The organism is Streptomyces flavotricini (assembly GCF_020639365.1).
Lineage (GTDB): Bacteria > Actinomycetota > Actinomycetes > Streptomycetales > Streptomycetaceae > Streptomyces > Streptomyces flavotricini.
This window is the reverse complement of sequence record NZ_JAINUL010000001.1, coordinates 6,273,536-6,282,586: the sequence shown is the minus strand read 5'-3', so window position 1 is coordinate 6,282,586 and position 9,051 is coordinate 6,273,536. Positions and strand designations below refer to the sequence as shown.

Genomic DNA, 9,051 nt, shown 5'->3' with positions numbered 1-9,051 from the left:
GGGCGCGGCCCCGCCCGGCGCCGCCCCGGGCCCCGGCGAGGGGGATGCGGGAGGCTCACGTCACAGCTGCGCTGCAACCGCACCGGCCCCTGGTGGGCGGCGCCGCGGACGCTCGTAGAATCGCCGGGTGGATACGACCCTGGATGACCCCCTCGTCGGGCAGACACTCGACGGCCGCTACCGCGTCGACGCCCGCATCGCGGCCGGCGGCATGGCGACGGTCTACCGGGCCGTCGACACCCGCCTCGACCGCGTGCTCGCCCTCAAGGTGATGCACCCGGCGCTCGCCGCCGACGCCGGCTTCGTCGACCGCTTCATCCGTGAGGCCAAGTCCGTGGCCCGCCTCGCGCACCCCAACGTCGTCGCCGTCTTCGACCAGGGCACCGACGGGCCGTACACGTACCTCGCCATGGAGTACGTCTCCGGCTGCACCCTGCGCGACGTGCTCCGCGAGCGCGGCGCGCTCCGGCCCCGGGCGGCCCTCGACATCCTCGAACCGGTCCTCGCGGCCCTCGGCGCCGCCCACCGCGCCGGGTTCGTGCACCGCGACATGAAGCCCGAGAACGTCCTGATCGGCGACGACGGCCGGGTCAAGGTGGCCGACTTCGGCCTGGTCCGCTCGGTCGACACCGTCACCAGCACCACCGGCGCCGTCCTCGGCACCGTCTCCTACCTCGCCCCCGAGCAGATCGAGAACGGCGTCACCGACACCCGCGTGGACGTCTACGCCTGCGGTGTCGTGCTGTACGAGATGCTCACCGGCTCCAAGCCGCACACCGGCGGCACCCCCGCCCAGGTCCTCTACCAGCACCTCCACGAGGACGTACCGCCCCCGTCGGCCGCCGTCCCGGGGCTGCCCGGCATCCTGGACCAGCTCGTCACGTACGCGACCGCCCGCGATCCGGAGCTGCGGCCGACCGACGCCGCCGGGCTGCTCGGGCTGACCCTCGACGCCCGCGCGCTGCTCGGCGACGCCGAGCTGGACGCCGTACCGCCGCAGGCGCGTGCCGAGGACCGCGGTGCCACCGAGGACCGCACCAGCGTGATCCCGCGCCCCCTCGCGGCGCAGCCGCCCGTGGACCGGACGTCCCTGCTGGAGCTCCCGGACCGGCCCGGGGCCACGCCCGAGCGGGCGCCGGTCCCGCCCCGGCCGCGCGGTCCGCGCCGCGCCACCCTGCTCGTCGTCGTCGGCGTGCTGCTCGCGCTCGGTATCGGCACCGGGGTCTGGTACATCAACTCGGGCCAGTTCACCAAGGTCCCCAACCTGCTCGGGAAGACCGAGGCGCAGGCCAAGTCCGAGCTGTCCGCGGCCGGGCTCGGCGTGAAGCGGGTCGACCGGAAGTTCAGCGACGCCTTCGACCGCGGGACGGTCATGAACTCCGACCCCGAGAGCGGCAAGCGCATCCGCGGCAACGGCGCGGTGGTGCTGACGGTCTCGCGCGGCCCCGAGCTCGTCTTCGTACCGGACCTGAAGGGCAAGCCGCTGGAGGAGGCCAAGGCCGAGCTGACCAGGAGCGGGCTCGCGCCCGGCATGGTCACGCAGGCCTTCAGCCAGGACGTCGCCCAGGGTGCGGTGATCTCCACCGACCCGGTGGGCGGGCAGAAGCGCTCGACCGACACGGCGGTCGCGATCGTGGTCAGCAAGGGCCGGCCGGTGCAGGTGGGCAATGTGGTCGGAAGGCCCCTGGACCAGGCACGGGCCGCCCTCCAGGACCTCGGCCTCAAGGTCGAGATGGCCGCCGAAGAGGTCAATTCGCCGTTCCCGGCCGGTACGGTCGCCAACCAGTCGATCGGCGCCGGTACCCAGGCCGCGACCGGTGACACGGTGACGCTCACCGTGTCCAAGGGCCCCCGGCAGGTCCCGGTGCCGAACGTGACCGGCCAGGAGGCGGACGTGGCCCGCAAGACGCTGGAGGCGGCCGGGTTCAAGGTGAAGGTGGAGCGTCCGCTCATCTCCTTCAGCAACACGGTGGACGCCCAGTCGGTGCCGGGCGGCCAGAGCGCGCCCGAGGGCAGCACCATCGTCCTGCGCACGAAGGGGCTGTAGGGGGATGGACCGGGCCACGCGCAATCCCGTGGGCGGGCACGTCCCCGTCGCCGGCGGGCTCGCCTCGGTGGGGCTGACGTACGCGAGGGAGATGGGCGCCGAGGCCGTACAGGTCTTCGTCGCGAATCCGCGCGGCTGGGCGACCCCCGTGGGGAACCCGGCGCAGGACGAGCTCTTCCGCGCGCAGTGCGCGCAGGAGTCGATCCCGGCGTACGTCCACGCCCCGTACCTGATCAACTTCGGCTCGCACACCGAGGCCACCGTGGAGAAGTCGGTGGAGTCGCTGCGGCACTCGCTGCGCCGCGGCCGGGAGATCGGCGCGCTCGGGGTGGTCGTGCACACCGGCTCGGCGACCGCGGGACGGCCGCGCGAGGCGGCGTACGCGCAGGTCAGGGAGCACCTGCTGCCGCTGCTGGACGAGCTGACGCACGACGACGACCCGTTCCTGCTGTTGGAGTCCACGGCCGGGCAGGGCTTCTCGCTGTGCTCGCGGACCTGGGACTTCGGACCGTACTTCGAGGCCCTCGACCACCACCCGAAGCTCGGGATCTGCCTGGACACCTGCCACGTCTTCGCCGCCGGGCACGATCTGGCGGAGCCGGGCGGGACGAAGCAGACCCTGGACCTGCTGGTGGACACGGTGGGCGAGGGGCGGCTGAAGCTGATCCACGCCAACGACTCGAAGGAGGGCGTGGGCTCCCACAAGGACCGCCACGCCAACATCGGGCAGGGCCACATCGGCCGGGACGCCTTCGCGGAGCTGTTCGCCCACCCCGCCATGGAGGGCGTTCCGCTGATCACCGAGACGCCGGGCGGGAAGGAGGGCCACGCGGCGGACGTGGCCCTGCTGAAGGAACTGCGCGGGCCGCACTGACCGCGCCCGCCGCGCGGAATACCCCTAGGGGGTATACGGTTCTGGTGTACGCAGGACCGTTATCCGGCGTCCCCAGGGGGTTCCGATGGAACACGCACATGCAGACGACGAGCACGGGCACCACGGGCAGCACTCGCGCCGCGAACACCGAGACAACCGCGCCGGCCACGGCAGGGCGAGCTGGGCCGCGGCCGCCGGGGCCACCCTCCACTGCCTCACCGGGTGCGCCATCGGCGAGGTGCTCGGCATGGTCATCGGCACGGCACTGGGCTGGGGCAACGTTGCGACGATGATCCTGGCGATCGTCCTGGCGTTCTTCTTCGGCTACGCGCTCACCCTGCGCGGGGTCCTCGCCGCGGGCGTGGACCTGCGTACGGCCGTCCGGGTGGCGCTGGCGGCGGACACCCTTTCGATCGCCGTCATGGAGCTGATCGACAACGGTGTGATCGCACTCTGGCCGGGAGCGATGGACGCGCACCTCTCGGAGGCGCTGTTCTGGATCGCACTGGCGATCTCGCTCGCACTCGCCTTCGTGGTGACGACGCCGGTCAACAAGTGGCTGATCGGCCGCGGCAAGGGCCACGCGGTCGTCCACCAGTACCACTGACGGACCCGGGCGGACGCCACCGGGGCGGACGAGGGAGGTGACGCGGCGGGGGGGGCACCTCCCCGCGGTAGCCGGGGGATGCCTGCGACCGAGGACAACGCGGCGAGGCGCGGCGCCCGCCGCCGCGAGCCCGGCGTGACCGGCAAGACGCCCCCTACAGCTCGGGGCCGTCCCCGGGCTCCTCCTGGTAGGAGTAGCGCTGCTCGCGCCAGGGGTCGCCGATGTTGTGGTAGCCGCGCTCCTCCCAGAAGCCGCGGCGGTCGGCGGTCATGTACTCGATGCCGCGGACCCACTTCGGGCCCTTCCACGCGTACAGGTGCGGCACCACGAGCCGTACCGGGAAGCCGTGTTCGGCGGTGAGCAGTTCGCCGCCCTCGTGGGTGGCGAAGACGGTCCGGTCGGTGGCGAAGTCGGCCAGTCGCAGATTGGAGCTGAAGCCGTACTCGGCCCACACCATCACGTGCGTGACCTGCGGCGACGGCGGCGCCAGGGCGAGTATGTCGCGGGCCAGGATCCCGCCCCACTCGGCGCCCGTCATGCTGAACTTCGTCACGCAGTGCAGGTCCGCCACGACGGATTCGAACGGCAGGGCCGTGAACTCCTCGTGGTTCCAGCAGTGCTTCTCACCGTCGGCGGTGGCCCCGAAGACGCGGAACTCCCAGCGGTCCGGCTTGAACTTGGGGACCGGGCCGTAGTGGGTGACCGGCCAGCCGCGCTGCAGCCGCTGCCCCGGAGGAAGCTCCAGTTGCTCTGCTCCCGGAGATTCCCGGCTTTCCGGCTGACCCATGCCTCCATGGTGACAGACGCCGCAGGGTGGTCACGACCAGGTATGCCCCTATACGGGCAACTCACGCCAACTCACACTAAGGAGGCACTTACTGGACGGCCCCCTGCGGCGGTGCAAGGATGCGCGCACTCCCCCAGTCACGACTGGGGCGATACCGGCCATATCCCCCAGCCCCGTCACGTAGCTGACACTGCCTGGAAGGAGCCTCTGCGATGCAGGGCGACCCCGAGGTCCTCGAGTTTTTGAACGAGCAGTTGACCGGCGAGCTCACGGCGATCAACCAGTACTGGCTCCACTACCGGATCCAGGACAACAAGGGTTGGACCAAGCTCGCCAAGTACACGCGTGAAGAGTCCATCGACGAGATGAAGCACGCGGACAAGATCACCGAGCGCATCCTCATGCTGGACGGGCTGCCGAACTACCAGCGGCTCTTCCACGTCCGGGTCGGCCAGACCCTTACGGAGATGTTCCAGGCGGACCGGCAGGTCGAGGTCGAGGCCATCGACCGCCTCAAGCGCGGTATCGAGGTGATGCGCGGCAAGGGCGACGTGACCTCGGCGCGGCTCTTCGAGGAGATCCTGGGGGACGAGGAGCACCACATCGACTACCTCGACACCCAGCTGGAGCTCATCGAGAGCATCGGCGAGCCGCTGTACATCGCGCAGCTGATCGAGCAGCCGGAGAGCTGAGCCGCGGGCTCCCGCCCTCCGCGGCCCCGCGGCCGCTCCGCGCTTCCGCGAGCCCTACGCGGCTTCCGCGAGCTCCGGGTCGGCGGCGAGCACGGCGGCCGCGCTGCCCTTCTCCAGCAGCTCCCGGCGCGGGCAGGCCCCGCGGCCCAGGATGCCCTGGATGGTGCGCACGCAGGATCCGCAGTCGGTGCCGGCCTTGGTGACGGAGGCGATCTGGCGGGGGGTGCAGGCCCCGGCGGCCGCGTGGTCCTTGACCTGCTTGTCGGTGATCCCGAAACAAGAGCAGACGTACACGCGGTTCACCTCCCTGACAGGAATGGTTTCTGCAGCCATCCCGTATTCGGTGAGGCTTACCTAACCGTACCCAAAGTGAGGCGTACCCAAAAGCCCTGGAAACGACTGTGGGGCGCGGATCACATCGATCCGTGCCCCACAGTCGTAGGTACCTACGTACTGATCCGCGCTTACTGGTCGCGGTACATCTCGGCGACCAGGAAGGCCAGGTCCAGGGACTGGCTGCGGTTGAGCCGCGGGTCGCAGGCCGTCTCGTAGCGCTGGTGCAGGTCGTCGACGAAGATCTCGTCGCCGCCGCCCACGCACTCGGTGACGTCGTCACCGGTGAGCTCGACGTGGATGCCGCCCGGGTGCGTGCCCAGGGCCTTGTGGACCTCGAAGAAGCCCTTGACCTCGTCGAGCACGTCGTCGAAACGGCGCGTCTTGTGGCCGGAGGCCGCCTCGAAGGTGTTGCCGTGCATCGGGTCGGTGACCCAGGCGACCGTCGCACCCGAGGCCGTGACCTTCTCGACCAGCTCCGGGAGCTTGTCGCGGACCTTGTCGGCGCCCATGCGCACGACGAAGGTCAGCCGGCCCGCCTCGCGCTCGGGGTCCAGGCGGTCGATGTACGTCAGCGCCTCGTCCACGGTGGTGGTCGGGCCGAGCTTGATGCCGATCGGGTTGGCGATCTGCGAGCAGAACTCGATGTGCGCGTGGTCCAGCTGGCGGGTGCGCTCGCCGATCCAGACCATGTGGCCGGAGGTGTCGTACAGCTTCCCGGTGCGGGAGTCCGTACGGGTCAGCGCGCCCTCGTAGTCGAGCAGGAGCGCCTCGTGCGAGGCGTAGAACTCGACGGCCTTGAACTCGGCCGGGTCGGTGCCGCACGCCTTCATGAAGTTCAGCGCGTTGTCGATCTCCCGCGCGAGCTGCTCGTAGCGCTGCCCGGAGGGGGAGGACTTCACGAAGTCCTGGTTCCAGGCGTGCACCTGGCGCAGGTCGGCGTAGCCGCCGGTGGTGAAGGCGCGCACGAGGTTCAGCGTCGACGCGGACGCGTGGTACATGCGCTTCAGCCGCTCGGGGTCCGGGATCCGGGCCTCTTCGGTGAAGGCGAAGCCGTTGACGGAGTCGCCGCGGTAGGTCGGCAGGGTGACGCCGTCGCGGGTCTCGGTGTCCTTGGAGCGCGGCTTCGAGTACTGGCCGGCGATGCGGCCCACCTTGACGACCGGCACGGAGGCCGCGTACGTCAGGACGGCGCTCATCTGGAGCAGCGTCTTCAGCTTGGCGCGGATGTGGTCGGCGGACACGGCGTCGAAGGCCTCGGCGCAGTCGCCGCCCTGCAGCAGGAACGCCTCGCCCCTGGCGACGGCTCCCAGACGGGCGCGCAGCTGGTCGCACTCACCCGCGAAAACGAGCGGAGGATACGACTCGAGGTCCGCGACGACAGCGCGCAGTGCCTCGGCATCGGGGTACGAAGGCTGCTGCGCCGCGGGAAGGTCTCGCCAGGTCGCCTTGGCGGCGGGGGCTTGGGTTTCAGCGTTCACGGTCACCTCGTACACATTACGGCGTCTTGCGCCAGGTCCAGCCCGGTGCCCACTCCGTGAGACGGGTGTCTCCCGGGACGTGTGGGACTCGCAGACGGGCTCGCGGGTGGGCTATCGTCGGCGGCATGTACGCGCACTCGAACCAGAACTGGTGGTGGCCCGCTTCCGGCGGCCCACTTCTCGCGCGTACCCACTGACACGCACGACGCGAAGGCCGCCCGAGGGGCGGCCTTCGGTGTTTTCCGGGCCCGGTCGCCCCTCCTTCGTCCCGCCCCACGGAGAAGGACGCCAGCCCATGGAACCCAGCAGCACGCCCGACCCGATCCGCCGCCTGCTCGACGACGGTGCCTGCCCGCCGTTCGCCCTGCTGCGCCGTCGCACCCCCGGCCGCGACCACGACACCGTCGAGGTCCTGATCGGCCCGGTCCACGAGGCCGGGCGCCTGGCCGAGCTGCCCGTACGGGAGCTGCCCACCCTCGCCCTCGTCCCGTTCCGGCAGATCCGCGAGCGCGGGTTCGACGTACGCGACGACGGCACGCCGCTCGCCGTACTGACCGCCGAGGAGGCGTACGAGATCCCGCTCGCGCAGGCGCTGGCGGCGCTGCCGGAGCATCCGGTGCGGGTCGCCGACGGCGGCTTCGACGTGGGCGACGAGGAGTACGCGGCCACCGTCGGGCGGGTGATCCGCGACGAGATCGGCCGCGGCGAGGGGGCGAACTTCGTCATCCGGCGCACGTACGAGGGCCGGATCGAGGGATTCGGGCGGGCCGACGCGCTCGCACTGTTCCGGCGTCTGCTGGTGGGTGAGCGGGGCGCGTACTGGACGTACGTCGTCCACACCGGCGACCGGACGCTGGTCGGGGCCAGCCCGGAAGTACACGTACGGATGACCGGCGGCACGGTGGTCATGAACCCGATCAGCGGGACGTACCGCTACCCGGCCGGGGGCCCGACCGCCGAGTCCCTCCTCGCCTTCCTCGGCGACCGCAAGGAGACCGAGGAGCTGTCCATGGTCGTGGACGAGGAGCTCAAGATGATGTGCACGGTCGGGGACAGGGGCGGGGTCGTCGTCGGGCCGCGGCTGAAGGAGATGGCGCACCTCGCGCACACCGAGTACGAGCTGCGCGGCCGGTCCTCGCTGGACGTCCGGGAGGTGCTGCGCGAGACGATGTTCGCGGCGACGGTGACGGGATCGCCGGTGCAGAACGCCTGCCGGGTGATCGAGCGGTACGAGGCGGGCGGGCGCGGCTACTACGCGGGGGCACTGGCCCTGCTGGGCGTGGACGCCTCGGGGTCCCAGACGCTGGACTCGCCGATCCTGATCCGGACGGCGGACATCGCGGCGGACGGCACGCTGCGGGTGCCGGTGGGGGCGACGCTGGTACGGCACTCGGATCCGGCGGGCGAGGTCGCGGAGACGCACGCGAAGGCGGCCGGGGTGCTGGCGGCGCTCGGGGTCCGCCCGGCGCCGCCGCGGGCCGGCTTCGAGGGGGCGCGCCTCGGCGAGGATCCCCGGGTCGAGGCGGCGCTGGCGGCGCGGCGGGCGGACCTGGCCCCGTTCTGGCTCCGGATGCAGGACCGCCCCGCGGCCCGGGTCGGCCACGCCTTGGTGGTGGACGGCGAGGACACCTTCACGGCGATGCTGGCGCACGTGCTGCGGGTGGCGGGGCTGGAGGTGACCGTACGCCGCTACGACGGTGCCGGGCTGCGGGAGGCGGCCCTGTCGTGGGCCGGTCCGATCGTGCTGGGCCCGGGGCCGGGGAACCCGGCGGACGCGGCCGACCCGAAGATGCGGATGCTGCGCGCGCTGGCCCGTGAACTGCTGGCCGGGCACCGGCACGGCCTGCTCGGCGTCTGCCTGGGTCACGAGCTGCTGGCGGCGGAACTGGGCCTGCCGCTGGTCCGCAAGGCGGAACCGGCGCAGGGGGCGCAGACGCGGATCGACTTCTTCGGCACGCAGGAGGTGGTGGGCTTCTACAACACGTACACGGCCCACTGCCCCGACGCCGCGGCGGCCCGCCTCTCGGAGCGGGCGGTGGAGGTCTCCCGCGACCCGGCCACGGGGGAGGTGCACGCCCTGCGGGGGCCGGCCTTCGCAGGGGTCCAGTTCCACCCGGAGTCCGTCCTGACCCTGAACGGGCCGGCCCTGCTCCGGGACCTCCTGCTCGGCATGGCCCCGGCCGCGGTCTAGGGGTCTTTCGGATCATGGCGGGATCCGGCGTGGCGGCTC

General features: G+C 71.8%; 8 protein-coding genes. 5 read left to right on the top strand and 3 right to left on the bottom strand.

Annotated elements, in window-relative coordinates; genetic code table 11:
• Positions 1-127: 127 nt before the first annotated feature.
• From pknB to K7B10_RS28625, 3 genes are all read left to right on the top strand, one after another.
• On the top strand, positions 128-2,047 hold the full coding sequence (pknB, locus tag K7B10_RS28635; protein WP_229340406.1) for a Stk1 family PASTA domain-containing Ser/Thr kinase: 1,920 nt from the start codon (positions 128-130) through the stop codon (positions 2,045-2,047).
• 4 nt (positions 2,048-2,051) lie between these two features.
• A complete protein-coding gene (locus K7B10_RS28630; protein WP_229340404.1) occupies positions 2,052-2,921 on the top strand; it encodes a deoxyribonuclease IV in 870 nt (289 codons plus the stop codon).
• Positions 2,922-3,006: 85 nt separating this feature from the next.
• On the top strand, positions 3,007-3,528 hold the full coding sequence (locus K7B10_RS28625) for a DUF4396 domain-containing protein (RefSeq protein WP_229340402.1): 522 nt from the start codon (positions 3,007-3,009) through the stop codon (positions 3,526-3,528).
• A 154-nt stretch (positions 3,529-3,682) separates the two neighbouring features.
• Here the strand turns inward: K7B10_RS28625 and K7B10_RS28620 are convergent, their stop codons facing one another.
• Positions 3,683-4,315 (bottom strand): sulfite oxidase-like oxidoreductase, encoded by a 633-nt coding sequence (locus tag K7B10_RS28620; RefSeq protein WP_229340400.1) that lies wholly within the window; start codon positions 4,313-4,315, stop codon positions 3,683-3,685.
• Positions 4,316-4,527: 212 nt separating this feature from the next.
• Between K7B10_RS28620 and bfr the strand changes: the two genes are divergently transcribed.
• Positions 4,528-5,007 carry a bacterioferritin gene (gene bfr / locus K7B10_RS28615; RefSeq protein WP_030863600.1) on the top strand — a complete coding sequence of 160 codons (480 nt, stop codon included), beginning with the start codon at positions 4,528-4,530 and terminating at the stop codon, positions 5,005-5,007.
• A gap of 54 nt (positions 5,008-5,061) precedes the next feature.
• Here the strand turns inward: bfr and K7B10_RS28610 are convergent, their stop codons facing one another.
• Positions 5,062-5,310, bottom strand: a complete 249-nt coding sequence (locus K7B10_RS28610) for a (2Fe-2S)-binding protein (protein WP_372481477.1) — start codon at positions 5,308-5,310, stop codon at positions 5,062-5,064.
• 161 nt (positions 5,311-5,471) lie between these two features.
• The gene (locus K7B10_RS28605; RefSeq protein WP_372481476.1) at positions 5,472-6,836 is read right to left on the bottom strand and encodes a class II 3-deoxy-7-phosphoheptulonate synthase; all 1,365 of its coding nucleotides are present in this window, start codon (positions 6,834-6,836) and stop codon (positions 5,472-5,474) included.
• A gap of 280 nt (positions 6,837-7,116) precedes the next feature.
• Between K7B10_RS28605 and K7B10_RS28600 the strand changes: the two genes are divergently transcribed.
• Positions 7,117-9,012, top strand: coding sequence for an anthranilate synthase family protein (locus K7B10_RS28600; protein WP_229340396.1), 1,896 nt, complete (start codon positions 7,117-7,119; stop codon positions 9,010-9,012).
• Positions 9,013-9,051: the final 39 nt, after the last annotated feature.